This is a genomic window from Arthrobacter sp. zg.Y820, assembly GCF_030125555.1.
Lineage (GTDB): Bacteria > Actinomycetota > Actinomycetes > Actinomycetales > Micrococcaceae > Arthrobacter_B.
Window position 1 is genome coordinate 397,691 of sequence record NZ_JASKLX010000009.1, and the last position, 22,350, is coordinate 420,040.

The 22,350-nt window shown below is 63.7% G+C and carries 21 protein-coding genes and 1 pseudogene; 12 read left to right on the plus strand and 10 right to left on the minus strand.

Annotation, left to right across the window (positions count from 1 at the left end):
- Positions 1–99: 99 nt before the first annotated feature.
- Together QNN99_RS10835 and QNN99_RS10840 are read right to left on the minus strand one after the other, a co-directional pair.
- A complete protein-coding gene (locus QNN99_RS10835) occupies positions 100–756 on the minus strand; it encodes a histidine phosphatase family protein (RefSeq protein WP_229966462.1) in 657 nt (218 codons plus the stop codon).
- The gene (locus QNN99_RS10840; protein WP_229966463.1) at positions 753–2,282 is read right to left on the minus strand and encodes a CCA tRNA nucleotidyltransferase; all 1,530 of its coding nucleotides are present in this window, start codon (positions 2,280–2,282) and stop codon (positions 753–755) included. Before QNN99_RS10840 ends, QNN99_RS10835 begins: the two co-directional genes overlap by 4 nt.
- Positions 2,283–2,426: 144 nt before the next feature.
- On the opposite strand from QNN99_RS10840, the gene QNN99_RS10845 reads away from it, so the two are divergent.
- From QNN99_RS10845 to QNN99_RS10870, 6 genes are all read left to right on the plus strand, one after another.
- On the plus strand, positions 2,427–2,957 hold the full coding sequence (locus tag QNN99_RS10845) for an NUDIX hydrolase (protein WP_229966464.1): 531 nt from the start codon (positions 2,427–2,429) through the stop codon (positions 2,955–2,957).
- A 117-nt stretch (positions 2,958–3,074) separates the two neighbouring features.
- Positions 3,075–4,736 (plus strand): murein biosynthesis integral membrane protein MurJ, encoded by a 1,662-nt coding sequence (gene murJ / locus QNN99_RS10850; protein ID WP_269439196.1) that lies wholly within the window; start codon positions 3,075–3,077, stop codon positions 4,734–4,736.
- A 269-nt stretch (positions 4,737–5,005) separates the two neighbouring features.
- Positions 5,006–6,571, plus strand: a complete 1,566-nt coding sequence (locus QNN99_RS10855; RefSeq protein ID WP_229966465.1) for an ABC transporter substrate-binding protein — start codon at positions 5,006–5,008, stop codon at positions 6,569–6,571.
- 263 nt (positions 6,572–6,834) lie between these two features.
- On the plus strand, positions 6,835–7,854 hold the full coding sequence (trxB, locus tag QNN99_RS10860; protein WP_442860523.1) for a thioredoxin-disulfide reductase: 1,020 nt from the start codon (positions 6,835–6,837) through the stop codon (positions 7,852–7,854).
- A 25-nt stretch (positions 7,855–7,879) separates the two neighbouring features.
- A complete protein-coding gene (gene trxA / locus QNN99_RS10865; protein ID WP_104053463.1) occupies positions 7,880–8,206 on the plus strand; it encodes a thioredoxin in 327 nt (108 codons plus the stop codon).
- A gap of 11 nt (positions 8,207–8,217) precedes the next feature.
- Complete coding sequence (locus tag QNN99_RS10870) at positions 8,218–9,414, plus strand: peptidoglycan-binding protein (protein ID WP_229966467.1); 1,197 nt, start codon at positions 8,218–8,220, stop codon at positions 9,412–9,414.
- A 230-nt stretch (positions 9,415–9,644) separates the two neighbouring features.
- Here the strand turns inward: QNN99_RS10870 and QNN99_RS10875 are convergent, their stop codons facing one another.
- On the minus strand, positions 9,645–10,400 hold the full coding sequence (locus QNN99_RS10875) for an SAM-dependent methyltransferase (RefSeq protein ID WP_229966468.1): 756 nt from the start codon (positions 10,398–10,400) through the stop codon (positions 9,645–9,647).
- 19 nt (positions 10,401–10,419) lie between these two features.
- Positions 10,420–10,542: a hypothetical protein gene (locus QNN99_RS10880; RefSeq protein ID WP_269439197.1), complete on the minus strand. Its 123-nt coding sequence runs from the start codon at positions 10,540–10,542 to the stop codon at positions 10,420–10,422.
- Positions 10,543–10,804: 262 nt separating this feature from the next.
- On the opposite strand from QNN99_RS10880, the gene QNN99_RS10885 reads away from it, so the two are divergent.
- From QNN99_RS10885 to QNN99_RS10895, 3 genes are all read left to right on the plus strand, one after another.
- Positions 10,805–11,341 carry a hypothetical protein gene (locus QNN99_RS10885; RefSeq protein ID WP_229966469.1) on the plus strand — a complete coding sequence of 179 codons (537 nt, stop codon included), beginning with the start codon at positions 10,805–10,807 and terminating at the stop codon, positions 11,339–11,341.
- Positions 11,342–11,453: 112 nt separating this feature from the next.
- On the plus strand, positions 11,454–11,903 hold the full coding sequence (locus QNN99_RS10890) for a hypothetical protein (protein WP_229966470.1): 450 nt from the start codon (positions 11,454–11,456) through the stop codon (positions 11,901–11,903).
- The gene (locus QNN99_RS10895) at positions 11,900–12,475 is read left to right on the plus strand and encodes a hypothetical protein (protein ID WP_229966471.1); all 576 of its coding nucleotides are present in this window, start codon (positions 11,900–11,902) and stop codon (positions 12,473–12,475) included. Before QNN99_RS10890 ends, QNN99_RS10895 begins: the two co-directional genes overlap by 4 nt.
- A gap of 16 nt (positions 12,476–12,491) precedes the next feature.
- Here the strand turns inward: QNN99_RS10895 and QNN99_RS10900 are convergent.
- Positions 12,492–12,647 (minus strand): annotated as a pseudogene (locus tag QNN99_RS10900) (IS110 family transposase); the annotation flags it as partial.
- A gap of 233 nt (positions 12,648–12,880) precedes the next feature.
- Here QNN99_RS10900 and QNN99_RS10905 point away from each other — a divergent pair.
- The 3 genes from QNN99_RS10905 (at position 12,881) to QNN99_RS10915 (ending at position 15,314) form a co-directional block, all read left to right on the plus strand.
- Positions 12,881–13,678: an SDR family NAD(P)-dependent oxidoreductase gene (locus tag QNN99_RS10905; protein WP_229966472.1), complete on the plus strand. Its 798-nt coding sequence runs from the start codon at positions 12,881–12,883 to the stop codon at positions 13,676–13,678.
- Positions 13,679–13,868: 190 nt separating this feature from the next.
- Entirely contained in the window at positions 13,869–14,207 is a 339-nt protein-coding gene (locus QNN99_RS10910) for a hypothetical protein (protein ID WP_229966473.1), read from the plus strand.
- Between the two features lie 270 nt (positions 14,208–14,477).
- Positions 14,478–15,314 (plus strand): class I SAM-dependent methyltransferase, encoded by an 837-nt coding sequence (locus QNN99_RS10915; RefSeq protein ID WP_229966474.1) that lies wholly within the window; start codon positions 14,478–14,480, stop codon positions 15,312–15,314.
- Positions 15,315–17,293: 1,979 nt separating this feature from the next.
- On the opposite strand, the gene QNN99_RS10920 is transcribed toward QNN99_RS10915, so the two are convergent.
- The 5 genes from QNN99_RS10920 to yidC form a co-directional block, all read right to left on the minus strand.
- Entirely contained in the window at positions 17,294–18,637 is a 1,344-nt protein-coding gene (locus tag QNN99_RS10920) for a ParB/RepB/Spo0J family partition protein (RefSeq protein ID WP_229966475.1), read from the minus strand.
- Positions 18,638–18,739: 102 nt separating this feature from the next.
- Positions 18,740–19,915, minus strand: a complete 1,176-nt coding sequence (locus QNN99_RS10925) for a ParA family protein (protein WP_284015825.1) — start codon at positions 19,913–19,915, stop codon at positions 18,740–18,742.
- Between the two features lie 210 nt (positions 19,916–20,125).
- Positions 20,126–20,758: a 16S rRNA (guanine(527)-N(7))-methyltransferase RsmG gene (gene rsmG, locus QNN99_RS10930; RefSeq protein ID WP_229966476.1), complete on the minus strand. Its 633-nt coding sequence runs from the start codon at positions 20,756–20,758 to the stop codon at positions 20,126–20,128.
- 47 nt (positions 20,759–20,805) lie between these two features.
- Complete coding sequence (locus tag QNN99_RS10935; RefSeq protein WP_229966477.1) at positions 20,806–21,384, minus strand: Jag family protein; 579 nt, start codon at positions 21,382–21,384, stop codon at positions 20,806–20,808.
- Entirely contained in the window at positions 21,381–22,343 is a 963-nt protein-coding gene (yidC, locus tag QNN99_RS10940) for a membrane protein insertase YidC (protein WP_229966478.1), read from the minus strand. The genes QNN99_RS10935 and yidC overlap by 4 nt, the downstream gene beginning before the upstream one ends.
- Positions 22,344–22,350 lie beyond the last annotated feature (7 nt).

Below are 22,350 nucleotides of genomic sequence, written 5' to 3' on the forward strand. Positions count from 1 at the left end.
GGTGCGGCCCGCTTATCAGAAAGCTGGCCGCAGGAAAAACATACAACAGGTTTCAGTTCCGTGCCAAGCATTTCCTGAAACTTTTTCATTTCTTTGCTGCTAATAGTTCCAGCGCACTATTGCGGGCGTGTGTTTGTCCCAGCCCAGCAGGCAGACGGCAGCGGTTCCGAGCACGAAATGCCGGCCGTGGTCTGCCGGAAGCCCCAACCAGCGGGCGGCGAGAATCCGCAGGAAGTGGCCGTGCGCCACAAGGAGGACCTTCTCCACCGGGGTTGCTCCCGGATCCCGGTCCATCGGTGTGCCGCAGCCGGCCTGCACGAGGGAGACGATGCGGTCGGCGCGCTCCGCCACCTGGTCCAGGGTCTCCCCCTGGGGAACGCCGTCGTTCCAGATGAGGTAGCCGGGGTTCTCGGCCCGCACCTGCGTGCTCTTGCGGCCCTCGTTGGCTCCGTAGTCCCACTCGTGCGCATGGGGCAGGATCCGCGGCTCGGGGTATCCCACCAGCTCCGCGGTGCGCCGGGCGCGGATCAGCGGGGAGGACAGCACCAGGTCAAAGTCGACCTGCCCGATCTTCTCCTTCGCGGCGACCGCCTGGGCCTCCCCGGCCGCGGTCAGCGGAATGTCCGTCAGGCCGGTGTAGTTTCCCTCGCGGGACCACTCCGTCTCGCCGTGGCGCAGCAGCCACAGCCGCGGCAGCCGCGTTCCCGCCGGCGTCGTATCCGGAACCGCCGGACCGAAGTCCTCAGCGTCGCTCATTTACTTCCTTCCACTGTTGCCGACGGGTTTGTGCCCGCCTCTGTTTTGTCACCGGCGCCGGCCTCCGGGGCCGCCGCCGGCGGGCCGGGGACGTCCCGGCTTTCGGGCTGCTCGGCCCACCACCCGCGGAGCAGGGCGGCCGCTTCAGCCTCGCCGGAAGGCCCGTTTTCCATGCGCTCTTCGAGCAGGAACCGGTAGGCGCGGCCAACCACGGGGCCCGGGCGGATGCCCAGCAGCGCCATGATTGCCTCTCCGTCCAGATCCGGACGAATGGCCGCGAGCTCCTCCTGCTCGGCCAGCGCGGCGATCCGGAGCTCAAGGTCGTCGTAGGCGAAAGCCAGCCGTTCGGCCTTCCGCCGGTTGCGGGTGGTGACATCCGAGCGGGTGAGCCGGTGCAGCCGCTGCAGCAGCGGGCCGGCGTCGTTGACGTAACGGCGGACGGCGGAGTCCGTCCAGCCGGCATCACCGTAGCCGTAGAAGCGCATGTGCAGCTCCACCAGCCGCGACACCGCCTTGATGGTGTCGTTGTCGAAACGCAGCGCCTTCATCCGCTTCGCGGTCAGCTTCGACCCGACGGCGTCATGGTGCAGGAAGCTGACGGAACCATTGGGCTCGAAGCGGCGGGTGGCGGGCTTTCCGACGTCGTGCATCAGGGCCGCGAACCGCAGGACGAAGTCCGGGGCGGGAACATCGCCGTCGGCGCCGGTCTCATGCCCGCAGGCCTGGCGCAGCACCGTCAGCGAATGCTGGTAGACGTCCTTGTGCCGGTGATGCTCGTCGATTTCCAGTTTCAGGGCGGAGACCTCCGGCAGCACATGCTCGGCCAGTCCGCTTTCCACGAGCAGGTCGATGCCGGTCCACGGCGCCTTGCCGTTGATCAGTTTCACGAGCTCATCGCGGACACGCTCGGCGGAAATAATCGTGATCCGGCCGGCCATGTCCTTCATCGCCTCAAACACATCCGGGGCCACATCCACTTCCAGCTGGGACGCGAACCGGGCGGCGCGCATCATCCGCAGCGGATCGTCGGAGAACGACGTCGACGGGGCGCCCGGGGTGCGGACGAGGCCGGCCTGCAGGTCCTGCGCTCCCCCGAACGGATCCACCAACTCCATGGAGGGCAGCCGCAGCGCCATCGCATTCATGGTGAAATCACGGCGGAACAGATCATCCTCAAGCTTGTCGCCGAAGGCCACGGCCGGCTTCCGCGACTCCGGGTCATAGGCATCGGCCCGGTAAGTGGTGATTTCGATCTGGAACCCGGCCTTGCGCAAACCGATGGTGCCGAACGCCCGGCCGATCTCCCAATACGTGTCGCACCAGCGGCGGATGACGTTGATGATGTCATCCGGGCGGGCGTTGGTGGTGAAGTCCAGGTCCGGAGACACCCGCCCCAGGAAAAGATCACGCACGGGACCGCCGACGAGGGAAAGCTCGTAGCCGGCGTTCTCGAACAGCGTTCCGAGCTCACCGACAACGGAGGGCAGGGGAGTCTTCAGGGCCGAACTATCAAAAAGGTGCACCATAGTGCTTTAAGCGTGCCAGATAAAAGGTCCGAAGACGCACAGCGGGGTCCCTTCGGTGCCCGGACACGCCGAGCGTTCCCGCGTCCTCCCCGGGCCTCCCCCGGACAGTCATCATCCCCGGACAAAGATCGTTAGAGTGGTCCTATGGCCCATCCTGTACCGAGCGCACCCAAGCGAACCCCATTGACGGCGTCAATGGGCGGGGTCGGTGCGCATCCGGTGCATGCCTCACTGCCCACGGTGGAAGAGGTCTCGGCCGGCGGAATTGTGGTTGACTCCTCATCCTCGGAGCTGCCGGTGGCGATCATTGCCCGGCTGAACCGCGGCGGACGGCTGGAATGGTGCCTGCCCAAAGGCCATCCCGAGAATGATGAAGACAGCCGCGAAGCAGCCATCCGGGAGATCGCCGAGGAGACCGGAATCGACGGGCGCATCCTGACCGCCCTGGGCAGCATCGACTATTGGTTTACGGTCAGCGGCCACCGGGTGCACAAGACGGTCCACCACTTCCTGCTGGCCGCCACCGGCGGAAACCTCACGATCGAGAACGATCCGGACCACGAGGCCGTGGACGTTGCCTGGGTTCCCCTGGCCGAGCTCGGCAAACGGCTCTCCTTTCCCAACGAGCGGCGCATCGCCGACCTCGCCCGGGAAATCCTCCCCCGCTACCTCTGAGCGCCCGGCGAGCGGGTGCACCCGCTTCGCCCGCCACGCCCGGCCCGCCTCAGACCTTCAGGCGCTGCCCCCCCCGGTTTAAGCCCTGCCCGGTCGAGGTGAGAGCATAGGGACACCATGGCCGAAAAGAATATTGCTCCCAGCACGGCGCGCTCCAGCGCGGTAATGGCAGCTGGAACCCTGTTATCCCGCGTCCTTGGCCTTGTCCGGACCGCACTCCTGGCCGTGGCAATTGGCAATGCCGGCTTGGTGTCTGACATTTTCAGCAACGCCAACGTGCTGCCCAACTTCATCTATCTGCTGCTGGCCGGCGGCGTGTTCAACGCCGTCCTGGTCCCGCAGATCATCAAGGCCAGCAAACGGCCGGACCGCGGCCGGGAGTATGTCTCCTCGATCATGACCCTGAGCCTGGTCGGGCTGGGCATCCTGACCGTGGCCGCCACCGTCGCGGCACCGTGGATCCTGCCCGTGGTCACCCGGCTGGACGAGTCCCAGCTCCCCCTGGCCACCACGTTTGCCTACTGGCTGTTTCCGCAGATCTTCTTCTACGGCGCCTACGCCATCATTGGCCAGACGCTCAACGCCAACGGTCGGTTCGGTGCCTACATGTGGGCTCCGGTGGTCAACAACCTGGTGGCCATTGCCGGCGTGGTCCTGTTCATCACGCTGATGGGAACCGAGGAAGCCAACCAGTTCTCGCCCGAGAACTGGACGTCGTCCGCCACCTTGATCCTGGCCGGCAGCACGACGCTGGGCATTGTCGCGCAGGCAGCCGTGCTGCTTATTCCGCTGAAGAAGCTGGGGCTGGGCCTGCGTCCCACCTTCCGGCTGCGCGGCATCGGCCTGCGGCAGACCGGCAAGGTCGCCAAGTGGACCATCATCACCATGGTGGTGGGCAACGGCGCCTACCTGATTTACAACAACGTTGCCACGATCGCCACGGCCGCGCGTCCTGCCTATGCAGCCATGAATCCGCCGCAGATCATTGCCGGCCAGGTGAACCTGGAAACTGCTTCCATGTTCTACATGATTCCGCACTCGGTGATCACGCTTTCCCTGGCCACGGTGCTGTTCAACCAGATGTCCCATGCCTTCACCGAAGGCAACCTGGCCCAGGTCCGCGACACCATCGCCACCGGGCTGCGGACCATTGGAGTGGCCACCGTCTTCTGCTCTGCTGTGCTGGTGGTGCTCGCAGGCCCCATCAGCATGTGGCTCAGCGGCGGGTCCACTGCCTCGGCCGCCGTCCAGGGACAGGTGCTGGTGCTGCTCTCCGTCAGCGCGCCGTTCCTGAGCGCCACCTTCCTCATGAACCGCGCTTTCTACGCCGATGAAGACAGCAAAACGCCCATGGTCATGCAGATCATGCTCTCCGTCTTCGGCGTTCTGCTTGCCTTCGGCGCCTCCGTCCTGCCCCCCAACCGGGTCATCTTCGGCCTGGCCATTGCCTATTCTCTGGGGAACATTGCCGGCGTGCTGGTCAGCCACATTTTCCTCACCCGCAAACTGGGACACTACGGCGCCGGGGAGGTCTTCGACGTGCATGTCCGCCTGACCGTTGCGGCTCTGGGCTGTGCGGCACTCGGATCCGCGGCACTCGGCATGCTGGGCGGCTACTCGGCGGACGGCTTCGCCTGGCAGTCGCTGACCGGCTCCCTGGTCACCCTGCTGATCTGCGGCTCACTCATGGCCGTGTCCTACTACTTCATGCTGCGCGCCCTGAAGGTCAGGGAACTGGATGCTTTCCTCGGCCCCATCCTCGCAAAGGTCCGGCGGTAGGCGCCCGCTCCAAGCGGTGCAGGTCCCGGCACCCGCAGGGCGCGGCTTTCGCTTGACAGACAGGCGGGCGCCAACTCCGGGTTTGCCAATCCGCGCAGGTAGCATGGGGGAAGAAGCATGCTTTGGAGTCTCTTCGTTACCAGGCAGTGTTGAACCAGCAGTAGTCAAACAAGCGGCAGGCCAGTTCACAGCACTCTGATTATTTGCACTACCTTGAATATTTCGCATTACCTTGAATGCAGTAATTGCCGTTTCCATGGGAGGAACACGTGCCACAGCCGGTAGACGTAGGCTCAACACTGGGGGGCCGCTACAAAGTGACCGCCCAGGTTTTGTCCTCAGCGGAGAACGATCTGGTCCTTGACGGCGTGGACCAGGTACTTAACCGTGCCGTGAGCATCCTCCTCGCAGCTCCCGAGAACACCGCACAGGTCAGTGCCAGCGCCCGTGAGGTTGCCACCGGCGAACGGGCCAGCAACGTGCAGATCCTGGATCTCGGCGTCAGCGATGGCCGCACCTACCTGGTCACCAACAACGCCAACGCGGCCGACCTCCTGGACCTGGTGATCGAACGGGACGCTCCGTTCGTCGAACCCTTCTTCACAGACACGCTCGGCTCCGAGATCTTTGGGATGCCCCGCTCCCGTGAGCCGGAGACCACTGAGGACGACCGGTACGTCGAAGAGCCCGCGGAGCGCGCTCCCCGCAAGCCCCTGATGGCCGGCCGCCCCCTGCCGAGACTGCCCAAGTTTGGGCGTGCGGGTGCTGCCGCCGGCGCCGGCGGCGGTGTGCTCTCGGGTGCCGAGGAAGCTGCTGCTGCCCGTGATCTGGAGTTCGGCGACGCCGCGGATGCTCCTGCCGAAGCAGCCACCGGAGCGGCGAACATGCCGCCTCCCTCCGCCGCCCGGCCCACCAGCGGCGCGGCGCCGGCCACCGGCCCGACGCCCAAGGTCTCCCGCTGGACGGAAACCGATTACGCCTCGGAAGCCGACTCCGTCCCCGAGGAGCACCCGGCCGCCGATGAGCCCGCGGCTCCTTCCGCGACTGCGCGCCAGGCTCCCGGCCGCGGTTCCGAGCGGCTTCCCTCCAATTTCCCGAAGTCCGCCGTTGCAGCGACCGCTGCCGCCGAGGACGATTACGAGGCCTACGAGGACGATGACGACGACGCGGCCCCCGGCGGACGCCGCACCTGGGGTCGGGTGCTCGTGGGTGCGGTCCTGACGCTGGTCCTGGTTGTCGCCGTCGTCCTGGCTGTTGGACAGCTGGGCAAGCAGGGCAACGACGCTCCGCAGGCGGCTGATGAGCCCACCGCTGCGGCCAGCGCTCCCGCGGAAGCTCCGCCGGTAGCCGCACCGGTGCAGACCGCAGCCGCACCCGTGCCGGCAGGCATCAGCCGCCTGGTGCCCGGCAACCCCGCCCTCGATGCGGAAAACGACGGGGCGCTGCCGCAGATCCTCGACGGCAACCCGGCCACCTACTGGTCCAGCTATGTCTACGCCAACGACACCTTCGGCGGCTTGGCACCCAACCTCGCCCTCGTCGTCGAACTGGAAGAGGAATCGGCGATCAACAAGATCGACATCAGCCAGCTCAACGGAACCGGCGGCAGCTTCTCCGTGCTGCTGAATGATTCCCCGAGCCTGGAGGGTGCCTCCTCCGTGGCCGAGAGCGGCTTCACCGGTCCGACCACCAGCATCCAGGTGCCCAAGGTGGAAGGTGAAGCGGCTACGGCCAAGTATGTAATCGTGAACTTCACCCAGTTGCCGCGCCTGAGCGGTGGCCTCCAGGCCACTTATCCGTGGGGCCTGCGCATCGCGGAAATCGGCGTCTCCTAGCATTGGAGCCCGCACCGGACCCGGCATCCGCCGGGTTCGGTGCCGCATCCGCCTGGATCGGTGCAGCGGGATCGGCCCCGACGGCCCCGTACCGGGCCGCTGCCGTGTCCGGTAACGCGCAGCCCGGAATAAGCTTGAGGCTGTAACGGTTGTGCCCAGTGGTCCCGGAGTAAGCAAACGGCATCCCGGTTCACTCGGATTCACCAGCATCACTGCCGGAACGCAAGAGTTTTCAACAGGAAGAGGAACACCTAACCGTGAGCATCGAAACCCCCGCAGCCGCCGACGGCGTCCGCGACGTCATTATTGTCGGTTCCGGTCCGTCCGGTTACACAGCGGCTGTCTACACCGCCCGTGCCAACCTCAAGCCGCTGCTGATCGCCAGCTCAGTCACCGCCGGCGGCGAGCTGATGAACACCACCGACGTGGAGAACTTCCCCGGCTTCCCGGAAGGCGTCATGGGGCCGGATCTCATGGCCCAGTTCGAAAAGCAGGCTGCCCGTTTCGGCACCGAGATCCTCTTCGAGGACGTCACCAGCGTTGAGCTCGACGGCGACATCAAGAAGGTGACCATCGGCACCGGTGAAACCTTCCTGGCGCGTGCGGTCATCATCTCGACGGGCTCCGCCTACCGGGAGCTGGGCCTCGAGGACGAAAAGCGCCTCTCCGGCCGCGGCGTCAGCTGGTGCGCCACCTGCGACGGCTTCTTCTTCAAAGGCCAGGACATCGCGGTCATTGGCGGCGGCGATTCGGCCCTCGAAGAGGCCCTGTTCCTCACCAAGTTCGCTTCCACCGTCACTGTGGTTCACCGCCGCAGCACCCTGCGGGCCTCCAAGATCATGCAGGACCGTGCCCTGTCCCACGACAAGATCCGTTTCGTCTGGGACTCCGAAGTTGCGGGCATTCACGGCGAGGACAAGGTCACCGGCCTGCGCCTGCGCAACACCGTCGACGGCACCGAGTCCGACCTCCCCGTCACCGGCGTCTTTGTCGCCATCGGCAACGATCCGCGCACGGACCTCGTCAAGGACCAGCTGGAGCTGACCAGCGAAGGCACCATCGCGGTTGCCGGCCGCACCTCCAAGACCTCGCTGCCCGGCGTGTTCGCTGCCGGCGACGTCATCGACCCCACCTACCGCCAGGCGATCACAGCCTCGGGTTCCGGCTGTGTGGCCGCAATCGACGTCGAGCACTATCTTGCCGATCTGGGCGACGCCGCCCAGACCGCCGCCGAGGTTCCGACGCCGCCGGCCGAAGCCGTATCCGAACACTCCGCCCTTTAAGTTCAGAACCTGTTAGGAGCAACACATGAGCAACGCAAAAGATGTAACCGACGCTTCCTTCGGAGCCGATGTCCTCACTGCCGACAAGCCTGTCATTGTCGACTTCTGGGCGGAATGGTGCGGCCCCTGCCGCATGCTCTCCCCCATCCTCGATGACATTGCCGCGCAGTATGCCGACAAGGTCGACGTCGTGAAGGTGAACGTGGACGACAACCCCGCCATCGCGGCCAAGTACGGCATCACGTCCATTCCGGCCGTATACGTCTTCCAGGGCGGCGAGGTGGCTGCCACGTCCATCGGCGCCAAGCCCAAGCAGGTCCTGGAACAGGAATTTGCGGCGTTCCTGAAGTAAAGACACAGACCATGCACTCGGCAGGAGAATCCCTGCGGAGAATGGATGCCGGCCGGCACGTTGTGGCGCTTCGAGAAGCGTTGCTGCGTGCCGGCATCTCCATGTCCTATCTGGCTCCGGACTCCGTTAACGACCCCACCCTTTTCGATGACCACGTAGACGCTGCGGTCCGCTCCTTCCAGCAGAGCCGCGGTCTCATAGTCGACGGCGTTGCCGGCCGGGACACCCAGCGCGCACTGGCCGAAGCGCAGTTCCGGTTCGGTGACCGCACGCTGGCCTTTGTTGAAGGCGAATCTCCGGCGCGCGGCGACGACGTCGCTGAACTTCAGCGGCACCTCTCGCACCTGGGCTTTTACTACGGCCACATCGACGGCGAATTCAGTTTGCGGACACGCTACGCCGTGGCCGAACTGCAGCAGAACCTGGGCATTCCCGGCAGCGGTGTCTGCGATGAAGCCACCATGCGCGCCATGGCCCGGGTGAACCGCGCCATCACTCCGAGCCAGGCCTTCGCGCTGCGGGACTACGAGCGGCTGGACCGCTCCACCGCGGCTCTGCGCGGCCGTATGATCGCCCTCAGTACCGGAGCGTCGGAGCTGGCCTCCCCGCACGCCGTCGAACGCCTCACCTCCCAGCCGCTGACCGAGGCCCTGGTGGCGGCGGACATCGGCCGCCGCGTGGAACGGATCCTGCGGGAATTCGGTGCCGGGGTGGTGTGGCGGTCCTCCACATTTTCAGCATTGAAGGTCACCGGCACGAGCGTGCCCAGCCTCAATCTGGACCTTCACTGTGACTGGCTGGACCAGGAAGCCGCATCCGGCATCGCCGCCTTTTACTGGGGCCTGCCGGGGACCGGAGAGGCGCGCTCCCCCATCGGGCACCGCGCGGCCATTCTCCTGATGAAGGAGCTGGCGGCGCGTACCGGCATGGACAGCCTGGGCGTCCACGGCCGGACCTGGGACACCCTGAAGCTCTCCGGAATCCCCTCGGTCGGTTTGGACCTGGGCTACCTGAGCAACCGCGGCGACGCGGAACGGCTTGCCGATCCGGTGTTCCGCCAGACGGTGGCGGACTCCATCGTGATCGGCATCCAACGCCTCTACCTGCTGGAAGAAGAAGACCAGCCCACCGGAACGCTGGCCCTGGACGACGTCTTCCGGTTCAACCCCATGGAGGAGTCCGGGGAACGGCGCGTAGCCGGCCTCTAGGCATGTCACAAACAACGACGGCGGCACTCCCGGCAACGGGGGTGCCGCCGTCGCGTGGAATCCCTAGTTCAACGGACAAGGAGCCCGGTGGCCGCCACCTTTGCGGTCACAACCACCGGGGGTTGTGTGACTACCTCCTTGCACGTCGTTTGACGCGTTGAGAGCTCCGAAGATCCGTCGTGCGCGATACGTTTCACGCCGTTGGCTGCTCGCCAGGACGTGAACGCCGGTCAGTCACGCACTCCAACGGCGGCGTCGTGCAGGACGAAGGTTGCAAACCCCAGCTCGCGTCGTGCGCCGCTCAGCCAGGCGTCGCGATTCTCACGTGCAGCGGCGAATGCCTGGTCACGATCCTCGGTCGTCGAGGCCTCCCGCACGGCCCAGTCGACGAGCGACCCGGTCCAGCTGAACTGGTAGTCGTCCCACTCGGCCAACGTGCTGACGTGCCCGTACGACGGCTCGAACCCGTGCTCATGGAAGGCTCGCACCAGGCCGGCGAGGTCGGGATAGGCGTCGGCCGAAACCTCGAGCGCGGCCAGGGCAGAAGCCGACGGGGCGCCCTCCCAGATGCTGTCGCCGATCAGCGCTTGGCCACCGGGGCGCAGATGCCGCCGGACAGCGCCCAGCATGTCCTCCAGCCGGCCGAAGGCGTGGCTCGCACCGACGCACAGCACCACGTCGAAGACCCCGTCGTTCCAGGTGGCGGCATCCGTCTCGATCCAGCGCACCCGGTCGCTCAGTTTCCGCTCGTCGGCACGCCGGGCGGCAGAGGCTGGGACCATTTGGTCGATCCCTACGCCAGTGATTCCGGGGTGGGTGAGTAGCAGCTCCTGCAGCCACTCGCCCTCGCCGCACCCGAGGTCAACGGCGCGGGCGCCGTCGCTTGGGCTCAGCCAGCCGACCAGTTCGCGCAGCCGATCGGGCGCCACCGGCGCCGCGATTGGATGGCGCTGGTGGGCAATGTCGAAGATCTCGGAGCGCTCCATCGCAGCGACGCTACAGGATTCAGCCGACGCCGAGGCTGAGACACCCCGGCGTGAGGCGCGCGGTTCCGCCCTCGGCGTCGAGCTGGTCGGCGTGGGTCTGGACGGACGCCGTGGTGGCCTGCTTTTTGGGTTGTTTTGTCAACCGAGTGGTTCCCTTTCAAAGACGGGTATGTGGGTCCGGTGACACCGTCTCTGCTCGAGACCTAGGGTTTCGAGCAGCTGGAGCCTCCGGTCCAGTCTCTTGGTTCTCGGGGTTTCCATGCTGCTATCGCCGTCGTTCCGTGCCCAAAAGGCCGGCTCCCTCGCTGCCGCCGCCATGGCCGCAGCCCTGGTCCTGGGTGTGGCCACCCCAGTCCAGGCCACCCCAGGAATCACGGTGAGTATATAGGCGGATAGGAGTTCCAATGAGCACAAAATGGCCTTACCTGCTCTTGACCCTGATGACTTTGATTCTTCTGGCAGCTGGCATCTTTATCGGATGGAATCATTGGATAACCGTAGTGATAGTCGCGGTTCCCGTCGGCTTCATGATCTCCACGTACAGATCATCAAACCGCCAGCAAATCGCTCGGACCAATAACTCTGAAATTAGCTCCACGGGAGCAGTATCAGAGGGGCAAGTCCGGCTCGATACTCCGATTGGCTCTGTGCCAGCGGTTGTAGAGAGTGCCGTAGCTGGAATGCGCCGGTTCAAACTACGGAGCCTCTCCGCGGACGGAGCGGAAATCAGGGTATCAATAACCTTCAAGACTTGGGGTGAAACCATCACCCTAAAGTTCGAAGATGCAGGTTCCAACATGTCCCGCATAACTGCCACCTGCCGTCCCTTAATGAAATCAACGGCGGTTGACTACGGTCAGGGCAGGCAAGACATTCGTGAACTCTTCCAGGCATGTCAAGACCAGCGGGGATTAAGCAACACATCAAGGAGCAATCCATAGGAGGTAGTTGCACAGCCGCCTCGGCGGCGCTCACCGGCCTCAGTGGGCGCCACTTGCTTTGGGAGAGAATTCCGACATTCATGTCCGGCAGTTCCGAATAGGCTTTGGTTCCATGAGACTCGAAACTAGGGGAAAACGCATCCTGGAGATGAGGACGCGGCGTGGCCGGGTACTGGTGTTCGTTGTTCTGCCCCTGGTACTGGGGCTGCTCACGGCGGTCACCGGCTCCCTTCAACCTATTTTCACGTTGACCATGTTGTTTCTCATGGCACCCTTCCTTCTCCAGCACAGCGGCAGGAGGTTTGATCCGCGAACCGTTGTGCCAGCAACGGGTACCACCCGGCAGGACCGGGTGGCGGGATGGTGGAACCGATGCCGCAGGTTCGGGTTCTACGCATCGCTTTCCGTGCTGTTGATGTGGGCTCTCGCCTTCACCCGATCAGCACTAACCGACACCTGGGGCGGTGGTGACCTTCTGCTGGCCATCGCGCTGGTCATCCCACTCGTGGTGATCTTCCGCCGGCCGCCCCGAACTCTCTCCAGTACCGCGGAAGCGAGATGACTGGAAGCATCCACGCAATCTCCCGTCCCAACCACGGCCAGGAGGCCGAGGACGGCAATTTCCAATTGATGTTGTCAACCGGATCGGTTGAAACGGCCTGGCTCAATGGCCGCGCCAGCAGGTCATCGAGCCGGCTCACGCTTATATTCATTTGGGTGAACCCCTCACCGCCGCATTTAGCGAAAGAAGAGTCCTCTTTGGAAATCATTTACGAATCAAAGGAGACCTTCACTCTTCTTGAACCGGTTCCAGCGGCAGTGACCGCCCTCGAGTCAAACTTGAGGAATGCGGGCTACCGACCGCAATCGCGAGGCGACTCGGTAACAGTAGCTACGGGTTCCGATTTGCTGACCAGACTTTGGGGGATGCTCCTGCCGTGGGGCCGCAAGAGCGTTCCGGTCGGCATGACTGTTTCCTTCACGTCCGGACCCATGGGCACGGTTGCGTCAGTGCACGCTTATGACAGGCTTGGCTGGTACGTCGACGCTAAAACCAACTCAGTCCTCAAAGAAGAAGTAATGCAGAGAATCGATGCCCTGATAGAAGTGGCTCGAAGATCATTGCAGCGATAAGCCATCTACCGGTTGCTCAGGCGGCCAGCAGGCACCGGTGGGCCGGCACAGGCGGTGAGGGTGTGTAGGGCATTTCGTCGCGGAGCATGGCCCAGAGGACGTTGAAGCGGCGTCGTGCAAGACAGATGACGGCTGGGGTATGGGATTTACCTTCGGTGCGTTTGCGGTCATACCTCCTCGACCACACATAAGGACAGCAAAAGACGTCGTAGACACATCGGCCCGGAGTGTCCGGAACTCTGCGACAGCGCGCCCCGGGCCAAAAAGCTGGCCGCGTCACTGTTGCGAGCAGTTCGGCGCCGCAACCGCTGCGCTTGGGCAATCCGTCATTACGGCGTGAGAGCATGCCATGATGCCATGACGCACGCGTACAAACCGAACAGTTCAACAACAAAAGGAGTGACGATGATCGACAATCAGTTGAAAGGCCGGGTGGCATTAGTGACAGGCGCCGGGGACGGGCTCGGGCAAGGAATTGCCCGCCGCTTTGCGCAAGCCGGGGCGGCTGTTCTCATCGCAGAGTTTGACGATGTTAAAGGTCAAGCCGCGGCTGATTCCATTGTCGCCAACGGCGGCCAGGCGGCCTTCGTGCATTGCGACATCACGGAGAAATCACAGATGGATGCCGCAGTCCAAACTGCGGTTGATGAATTTGGATCCATCGACATCCTCGTCAATAACGCTTACCGCAGCTGGGGCATCCACCGGGTGGAAAACAAAACCGACGAAGAGTACGAAGCGAACTTCGCCATGAACGTGCTCGGACCGAATTGGGCCATGAAAAAGGCTTTTCCCGTCATGAAAGCGCAGCAATGGGGACGCATTATCAACATCAGCTCCCTCAACGGGGTCAACGCCCACATGGGCACCGCGGCATACAATGCCAGCAAAGAAGCACTTCGCGCCCTCACCCGCACAGCCGCTCGAGAGTGGGCACCATACGGCATCACCGCGAACATCATGTGCCCCGCGGTGGCCTCAGCGGCCTACCGTAACTTCGCCACGCACCAACCCGATGCGGCAGCAGCTACTGATGCCGCGATACCCATGGGCCGCATGGGAGACGCAGAAGCCGACCTCGGAGGCGTGGCAGTGTTCCTTGCCAGCGAAGACTCAAGATACCTCACTGGAAATACCCTCTTCGTAGACGGCGGCAGCCACATCAACGGTTCTCCATGGGCTCCCCACCTTCCGGAGAGCTAACCGGCTATTGGGCCGGTTCCGCGGGCCCGGGGTGTCCGGAGCTCTGCGACGGCGCACCCCGGGCCAAAGTGCCGGCTGCGCAGGGAACGCCCGTCCCCTGGTTGGAGATCCGGCGGAAGCCCAGGAAATCCCCGACAGGCGAGCTGGGCGGGTTTCCCGAGAAGCGTTAGACGTCGTTTCGTGTGATCTGTTGATCCTGCGCAGCGCCTGTGCCACCGTCGTCGCGCACGTTGTTCCCGGACAACTGCTGGTACTGACCCCCACGACGCAGGTGGGCAGCACCTGGGACCTGCTGGCGCAACTGTTGGAGAGCCGCCGGCGCCCGGGTTTCGAGATCGACGTGGCGTTCCGCCCGGTGCGCTCAACCCCGGAGTGGATGACTTCAGCCAGGAGAAGGTTCCCCGCGCGGCAGTCGGCGACACCGCCGCCTGCGGCCTCCGGGCAGAGCGGCGTTGGCCGCAGCCGTTACGGCCCGATTCAAAATGCGGGACTGTCGGCCTACGACGTCGACAGCTATGTTTTCAGCTGACGCAGGCCTTCTGTATGAAATTCGCGTCCCGCAGCCGATTGCCGCCGCCTGAACTCTTTCGGAACGCCCGGTGACGGTTTTACAGTGAGGCATGGCTGGGACGGAACCCATCTCCCGGGACCGCTTTTCTCAGACGGTAGTCAGCGGAGGGCAAAAATTGAGGAGTCGGCAGCCCGGAGCTGCTCACGTTGCGCCTGCTACGCGGTGACAACCTGTATCAGTGCCGCAGATTCCCGCTAGCCCCCGTCTGCTACCAAGGATGTGAAAACAATGACTGAAACACCAACCACCAATGATGCCGACCGAGAGCTGAAAAGCAAGCTCCGGAAGACGTGGGCGCAGGGCAACTATGCCGCCGTCGCCACTGAGGTCATCCCCACGCTCGGGGCCGTTGTTGTCCAGGCCTGCGGGGTCACAGGCCGGGACCGGGTACTGGATATAGCTGCCGGCACCGGTAACGCTGCGATTCCGGCGGCGGATGTTGGGGCCAATGTGACTGCATCGGATCTTACACCGGAGCTCCTAGACATCGGCAGGACCATCGCCGAGGCCCGTGGCAGCAACCTTGACTGGGTGGTGGCCGACGCCGAGGCCCTGCCGTTTCCGGATGCATCATTCGATGTCGTACTGTCCTGTGTCGGCGTCATGTTCGCCCCGCATCATCAGCAGGCGGCCGATGAGCTTGTGCGGGTCTGCCGTTCGGGCGGGCGGATCGGACTGATCAACTGGACGCCGGAAGGATTCATCGGCCGCATGTTTGCCACCATGAAGCCCTATGCGCCTCCACCCCCGCCGGGCATACAGCCTCCCCCGTTGTGGGGGAAAAAAGAACATGTCGAGGCGCTCTTCGCGGGACAGGTCAGCGACCTTCGAGTCGAGCGTCGCGCACTGCGCGTTGACCGATTCCGTTCACCCGAGGAATTCCTTGCCTTCTTCAAGACCAATTACGGGCCCACCATTGCCGTCTATCGATCTTTGGCAGCAGATCCCGGCCGTGCGGCAGAGCTCGACTCCGACCTGCTTTCCCTGGTGGGGCAGTTTAGCTCCGATCCGACAAAAACAGTCATGGATTGGGAGTACCTCCTGCTGACCGCCAGGCGCCTCTAAGGCAGCCGCAGAACTGCCATCCGCAACGGCCCGCCAGCGCCCGCAAAACGACCAAGAAGACTGGCGGGGTGGCACCGCGTTTCACGTGAAACACCCACTGCTGGTCAGAGACACCTATGAGCCGCCTACCGATCCAGGTGCCCGCTGACTTGTTTCACGTGAAACGGCCACCCACGGACGGGCAGGCCAGCCAGTTTGTTCTGTTTCACGTGAAACAGACTCGGCTGTACCCCGCGGCCCGGGCTGACGATCACGGGATTCCGTCTTGTGCCCGATACACGGCTGGTCCATCATGAACCGCGCCAGAAGACAGACGTTGCGTCTTCCTACAAAGCCTTTTGTCGCCGGGGAAGGATAATAGGCTTTGAATCGCGGAGCGGCCTTCAAACGCCAAGAATATTGGGTGTGAATGCTCTGCGCAGACAGGTCGTGAACCGCCCAACATCTGACCACATCCCTCTGCTGGGGACGTAAACATTTGCCAATGAAATGCGTGCGGCAAACTGCACCAGCTTCCGAAACTTTCAGGTGCACCGCAACGCGATGGTGCCCTCCGCTGCCGTGCTGGATAAGCCGTGTGCCGCTCCGGGGCGTGGCACCTCTAATCGAGACACTGCAAATCCAGATGCTCCCCGCCGGCCATGACACCGCCGTCCCGGACCTACCTACCAGAGGCTCAGTGACCCCATCGTTTCACGTGAAACCCGCCGGTGGCATACTTTCCCCGGCCTACCACTGGACACTCCACTGTGGCACAGAAAGGCAGGGCAACACGTGATTTTCCGCCAGCAGACCCGAGGCCCGAAGGTGTCACAAAGGCCAACAGGGAGGGCGCGTCAGCTACCCCACCCAACGCCTGGCGCACCCCAGGAGAACCTGATCCCTCGCCGCGGACCCATCCAACGACGCCGATACGAACAATGAAGAGCCCCACCAAAGGCACCCCACAACCAGGCCGCGCAGAAAAATTTTTTAGAATTCGCGAGCCGTGCCGTGATTCAACACCAGGGCACGGATCCGAGGGGCGTTGTTAGGTGTCCGGAGGCGGTGTTTCACGTGAAACCCTGCACGAGAGGGTCCCGTTTCCCAGCAAACACGGGTACTCATTGCCCGACGAAGTCCCTAAACCCTCTGCTGCCGGCCTGTGTGCCAGTGAATTTCCCCGTGGGCTGCCCTGGATACCTCTTGATACCTCAGCCGGCAGGGAGATGCTGCCGGGGGGCACCGGCGCAGTGCCCCCGCTCTCGGACCAGGCGAGCGTTCACCGGCCGACGTGGCGACACCACGGAGGTAATCAGCCGAACCCGAACCAGGAAGGGTTTCACGTGAAACGGAAAGCCCGTTGCGCGGTTTAGGTTGCACGGTTTGGCTTCAAGCACCCGGCGGTAGTATCAGCAGCAGGTCCCCGTCGCGGTAACTGCGTTAGCCTTCATTCCAGAATCCGAGTGGGGTTTCCCCTTCTGATGTTGGACCTACGACTGCAACCCACAACACCGGGTTTCGTATTCAGACAATGGGATCTCCGAGTCGGAGTCACACAGGCGGCGCCGGAGTGATCCGTTCAGCGGGCAGTTTCCGCTCGACGACTCAAGCGGGGTGGGGGTGACTCTAACCGGCGTTTCACGTGAAACGCTTCTGAGTCCGGCATGTCCGGGAGTGGTTCGGCTAAATCGCTACAAGTGCGGGGCCGTTTGTAGCGTTCGGCCCCGGATCCACGCGCCCACGGGGGAACAGGTGCGCCCCGGTGCTATACGGATGACTGGCCTTAACGCCCGCCAATCCCCGTCTGCTACGCCACCTGAGGCTACTGCGTGGTGGGTTCGACGTCGGTCCAACTGCTCTTATGCCGGCATCAAAAAGGCCGTCCGGGCGGTGTTTCACGTGAAACAAAGCCCGAACGACCGGAACCCAACTGCTCCCAGGACCGGACAACGGTACCCGCGACAGGGGTACACCGCCGGGGTGCCGCCCGGGGAGGGTCAGTTGGAGGGCGGCGCCAGCACTCCCATGATGCGATTCAGGTCATCAACACTGGCAAATTCAATGCTGACCTTTCCCTTGCGGGCACCCAGGGTGATTTTCACGTTGGTATCCAAGCGATCCGACAACGACGTCGCCAGGTAATCCAAACGCTCGTGCCGCGCCCCCACCTTGGGCTTGCTTTCCTTGGCCGGACGGCGCAAGCCGTCACTCATAGACACGATTTCCTCCGTCGCTCGGACGGACAACCCCTCAGCGACGATTCGCTGCGCCAGCTTCTCCATCTCGGCGGCATCCGCGAGGCCGAGCAGTGCACGTGAATGTCCTGCCGACAGAATCCCGGCCGCGAGCCTGCGCTGCACCAGCGGAGGCAGTTTCATCAACCGCAAAGTGTTGGTTACCTGGGGGCGAGACCTGCCGATGCGGTCCGCCAACTCTTCATGGGAGCAGCCGAAGTCGTCCAGAAGCTGCTGGTATGCAGCCGCCTCTTCCAAGGGATTGAGCTGGCTGCGGTGCAGGTTCTCGAGCAGGGCGTCACGCAGCAGATCAACATCCTGCGTGAACCGGATGATTGCGGGGACAGCCTGGAGTCCGGCTTCGCGGCTTGCCCGCCAGCGCCGCTCACCCATGACAAGCTCATAGGGATGTTCGGGGTCGTCTTCCGGGGACGGGCGGACAACAATCGGCTGAAGGACACCGATCTCCCGAATGGAATGCACCAGTTCGGCCATGTCATCTTCATCGAAGACCGACCGGGGCTGTTTCCGGTTCGGGTGGATGGAGTCCACCGGGATCTCGGCGAAGGACGCCCCCGGCACCTCCACGAGCGTTTCACGTGAAACAGCGGCACCGTTGTCGGCTTCTGCTGCCGCGTCAGGGCCGTTTTCGGCGGGTTCCCCCGTGCTGGCCGCGCCTGTCGCTGAAGCCGCCCTGGAGGCCGTCTGGCCCCGTTTGGGGCGGGCCTTTGCCGGCTGTGACGGACCAGTGCCGCGGTCAGCGGCACCGTCCGTGGAAGGCTCTTCGGAACCGACGGCTGATGCCGGTTCCCCAAGCCCCTCATCGAGACCCGGAACTGACATCTGCTGGCTCCGGGGTGAACCCGTGCCTGCCGCTTTCTGTCCGGAACCTCGCAGTGCATCCATGTTGATCCCCGGTCCTCGACGGGCACCTCCGGGAGCCGGACGGGTCGGTGTCACGCTGTCACCGGCGGCCGGGAAAAACACATCAACGGGTCGGCCGGCGCGAGCGGGGGCCGAGGCAGCCACTGAGGCTTCCTCTGATTCTGCGCTGCTGGGAATCAATGCCCCCAGGCCTCGTCCCAAACCACGACGCTTTTCGGTCATGGGTATGTCCTTCCCTTATGCACACAGCAAGCGGCATGGATTGATTGTGACTGTATTCTACGATTCAGGATGTCATTTACTGCGCAGGGCACGGCGGGATGTCTAGCCGCGCTGGGCAATCTCCGAGGCAGCTTCCAGATAGGACAGGGCGCCAGTGGAGGACGGATCATAGGTCATGACCGTCTGCTGATAGCTCGGAGCTTCCGAAATTCGCACGGACCGCGGCACAACGGCTCCAAGCACCTGGTCGGGGAAGTGCTCCCTGACTTCGGCGGCAACCTGAGCCGCCAGATTCGTCCGGCCGTCGTACATGGTGAGGAGAATCGTCGAAACAACCAGGTCGGCGTTGAGATGCTTTTGGATCATCTCAATGTTCTTCAACAGCTGGCTCAGGCCCTCCAACGCATAGTATTCGCACTGGATCGGAATGAGGACTTCCCGGGCAGCAACGAAGGCGTTGACGGTCAGCAGCCCCAGGCTCGGCGGGCAGTCGATAAAGATGTAGTCGAGACGTTCCTCGCCGGTGCGTTCCCGTTCCAGAGCGTAAACATCAATGGCCCGGCGCAGCCGCTGTTCCCGGGCGACCAGGGATACCAGCTCGATTTCCGCTCCCGCCAAATGAATGGTCGCGGGCGCGCAAATAAGGTTGTCAATGTCCGGGCACGGAGCCACGACGTTAGCCAGCGGCAGGTCGTCAATGAGGACATCGTAAATGCTCTCGACTTCGGCACGGTGGTCGATGCCCAGTGCCGTGGAGGCGTTGCCCTGAGGGTCAATGTCGATGACCAGCACGTTCAGCCCGGCACTGGCGAGGGCAGCGGCCAGATTGACGGTCGTGGTCGTTTTGCCGACGCCGCCTTTCTGGTTGCTCACGGTCATGATCCGGGTCTCGACCGGACGCGGGAGAACCCGGCCGCGGAGCTTTTCCCGACGGCGGCTTTCATGCGCGAGTTCCCTGGCCAGCGGGGTGCTTTCGTCCATTAGGTCCATAACGTCCACCGACGTCGACGGTACGACCGCCTCGTCAGCTACACCACCTTCGATAGCCTCGGGGGCCGCTGCAGATTCAGCCGCGGTTTGCAGGGTGACAACGCTGTGCGCTGTTTCACGTGAAACAAGGTCCATGGAAGCGGCAGGGTCAGCGGCAGCCGGTGCGGGAGAAACCGGCGCCTCCACGGGGTCGGGGGCAACGGCAGCCGAGGCTGCGAGCTCAACCGGCTGCTCCGCTGACTGCGGAGCCGGCTCACGCTCAACGGCGGGCGGCTCCTGATTGTTCACAAACGTTTGGGGTTGAATTCTAGAGAACTGTGCGGAGAGGGCAGAACCCAACGCTGCAAAGGGTGGAATCCGTTTTGCGGCGGAATCACGGCGCGCACTCACCTGGACAGGCTCACTTTCCAAACATAGGCATTAGTTCATCCAGCCTATCCGCTGCCCGGCAAATATCCCGGACCGCGGCCGGTGTGTGCACAAGATCATGCGGCCCCGCTACCCCACGCGGATGCGGACAACCGTCGTGTGTTCCTCGAGGAGGTCTTCTCCGGCGGTCAGAATTGAAGTCTCGCGGCCTCCGAGCTTGCGGATGACCTTCGATGCCTTCTGAATCTCCTCTTCAGCGCTGCGCCCCTTGATCGCCAGCACCACTCCCTTGCCCTTCAGGAGGGGGATCGTCAGGCCGGCCAGGGACCCCAGGGCGGAAACGGCGCGCGCCGTCACGACATCCGCCTCGACCTCGTCGATCACCTGCTCCGCACGGCCCCGAATAACCGTGACGTTCTCCAGGCCAAGATCCGCCACGACCTCGTTAAGCCAGATCACTCGGCGTTCCAAGGGTTCAATCAAGGTCAGCTGCAGATCAGGGCGGGCGATGGCCAGGCACAGGCCCGGCAATCCGGCGCCACTTCCGACGTCGGCCACTCGGGCGTTTTCATCGATCAGGTCAGCGACCACGGCACAGTTCAGCACATGCCGGCTCCACAAACGGGGAACCTCGCGGGGCCCCAGCAGCCCGCGTTCCATGCCCGATGTGGCCAGATGCTCGACATAGCGCTCAGCCAGTTCCAGCCGGGTGCCAAAGATTTTTTCCGCCGCCGTGCGCTCTGCGGGCGTTGTTTCAACCACGTGGTATTTCCTTGTCTGCGGTGCAGTTTTCCAGCGATAAAGCCGCCCTAGGAGGCGGGCAGTGACACCACAATGTGGCGTTCTTCCCCTTCGCCCTCGGACTCGCTGACGAGTCCAAGTTCAGCGACGGCGTCATGCACGATCTTGCGTTCGTACGCGCTCATGGGACGCAGGGCAACGTCCTGGCCGCCCTCCTTGGCCTCGCTGACCGCCTGCTCGGCGATGACCTGGAGTTCGGCGCTGCGTTCCTTGCGGTAGCCGGTAATGTCCAGGACGAGCCTGGAGCGGCTGTCCGTGGCGGTGAGGACCGAGAGGCGGGTCAACTCCTGCAGGGCCTCCAGGACCGCTCCGTCCTCTCCCACGAGGGCGCGCAGGCCGGTGACGTCGCCGTCTTCGGCCACCACTGAGATGTATGTGCGGCCGTGCCGGACCTCAATGTCGATGTCGCCGTCAATGTCGGCAATGTCGAGAAGTTCCTCGAGATAGTCGGCCGCTACGTCGCCCTCTTCTTCGAGGCGCCCGGGGCCGGCGGCTTCAACCGGTTCGCCCGCAGCAGCAGCCACAGTTCCGTCTTCGACTGCCTCGGGTTCGTCGGCTGAAGACTCCGCCACGGGCTCAGTGGTCATCGCTTCTTCCTGTTCTTCCGCTGGGGCTGCTGGCGCTGGGTCCTGGTTGTCACGGGAGCAGGTTCAGCGGCGCCGCCCTTTGCCTCACCGAGCAGCGGGGCCATCGGCAGGCCCTTCTTGGCGCGGCGCTCGGCCAGGGCCTTGGCTGCGGGGGAGCCGGGGGTGGGCATCCGGCGGATCACGAAGAACTGCTGGCCCATGGTCCACAGGTTGGTGGTGGTCCAGTAGATGAGCACGCCGATGGGGAAGTTGATGCCGCCGATACCGAAGACCAGGGGCAGGATGTACAGCATCATCTTCTGCTGGCGCATGAAGGGGCTGGCGAGGGCTTCCTCGGACATGTTCTTCGACATGATCTGCTTCTGCGTGATGAACTGCGAAGCGGTCATGGCCAGGATCATGACGATGGAGAGAACGACGACGGCGATCTGGCCGTCACCGCCTCCGCCGTGCAGCAGCGACGAGGACAGCGGAGCGCCGAGAATGGTGGCCGCATCAAACTGCTGGATGGCTTCCGCGGACAGCGCGCCGATGTGGACGCCGTCGTCGCTGGCCTTCGAGACGCCGTTCAGCACCTGGAACAGCGCAAAGAAGAACGGCATCTGGATCAGCATCGGCAGGCAGGCCGCAAACGGGTTGGTGCCGTGCTTCTTGTAGAGCGCCATCTGCTCCTGCGTCATTGCCTGACGGGAGAGCTGATCGGTCTTGCCCTTGTACTTCTGCTGGAGTTTCTTCAGATCCGGCTGCAGCGACTGCATGCCGCGCTGGGCCTTGATCTGCTTCACGAAGACCGGAATCAGTGCGGCCCGGATCACGATCACGAGGCCGATGATGGACAGGGTCCAAGTCCAGCCGGATGCCTCATCCATCCCGAGGAAAACAAAGCCCTCGTGGAAGATCCACATGATCCAGGACACTACCCACTTAAAGGGGAACAGTATCGTATCGAAGAAACCCATTTACTCT